The organism is Streptococcus sp. KCJ4932, from assembly GCF_004352745.1.
Lineage (GTDB): Bacteria > Bacillota > Bacilli > Lactobacillales > Streptococcaceae > Streptococcus > Streptococcus ruminicola.
Genome location: NZ_SJWW01000038.1, coordinates 1 through 589 on the forward strand (window position 1 = coordinate 1; position 589 = coordinate 589).

Consider the following 589-nt stretch of genomic DNA (forward strand, 5'->3'; position numbering starts at 1 on the left):
GCTATATACTATAGATTCGAAATATCCTTTGTTAAAATATAGCTCAGTTAATAAATGTGCAGATTTCTTTACTAATAAACTATCTTTAGAATTAAATCCCAAAAGCAACAATGATTCAACTCTTTCTTTATAGTTGTCACACATTTCATAAAGAATGTATCCACTTTTCCAATGACCAATCACTCTTTCATCTTCATCTAAAATAAGTTCAAAAAGTTCCTGTGCAAATGATTTATCTATATCTAAAATAGTTGAAATAAGAAAAATCAAATTTAATTTGTCATAATTTGAACCTTCTTTTGCAAGGAAAATAATTGTTTCCCTATAACTAGATAGAATCATCGGATTTTTTATAATAAGTTTATCTAGTGCATGTAGTGCATAGCCTCTTGTAGTTGTATAGGAATGATGAATATAATCTTCAACACTTTTAAAATCTTTTGGTGTATCAAATTCACCTATTTTTTTACTTTTTAAATAACAGTCAAGTTTATTAAAAATTTCTTTCGACCAATTAATATGAGGATTATTTTGAAGAATTTGAAAAAATTGATAAAGATTTTCTTGATTACTGTCATCAACATAATTC

1 protein-coding gene is annotated in these 589 nt (G+C 25.5%); it reads right to left on the reverse strand.

Translation table 11 applies throughout. The features are described from left to right. A partial coding sequence (locus E0E02_RS09490; protein ID WP_165937152.1) for a hypothetical protein occupies window positions 1-589 on the reverse strand: 589 nt, incomplete at both ends.